Origin of the sequence: Escherichia sp. AM3, from assembly GCF_032029835.1 — a bacterium.
Taxonomy (GTDB): domain Bacteria; phylum Pseudomonadota; class Gammaproteobacteria; order Enterobacterales; family Enterobacteriaceae; genus Escherichia; species Escherichia coli.
In genome coordinates, this window is record NZ_JAVUPQ010001396.1 from 1 (window position 1) to 209 (window position 209).

Genomic DNA, 209 nt, shown 5'->3' on the forward strand with positions numbered 1-209 from the left:
TTCAGCGAGCTGTTCTTCAGGCACAGCAGCTCCGCCACCAGCAGCCACGGGATCATCCCGCTGTCGCAGTAGGCGAAGTCGCGGAAGTAATGGTGCGCGCTCATCTCCCCGCCGTAGATGGCGTCTTCCTGGCGCATCCGCTCCTTGATGAACGCATGCCCCGTCTTCGACATCACCGGCTGGCCGCCGTTGCGGGTCACGATGTCTAC

The 209-nt window shown here is 63.2% G+C and carries 1 pseudogene; it reads right to left on the reverse strand.

The window, feature by feature from the left end:
- Positions 1-209 (reverse strand): annotated as a pseudogene (locus RTW80_RS31205) (phosphomannomutase CpsG); the annotation flags it as partial.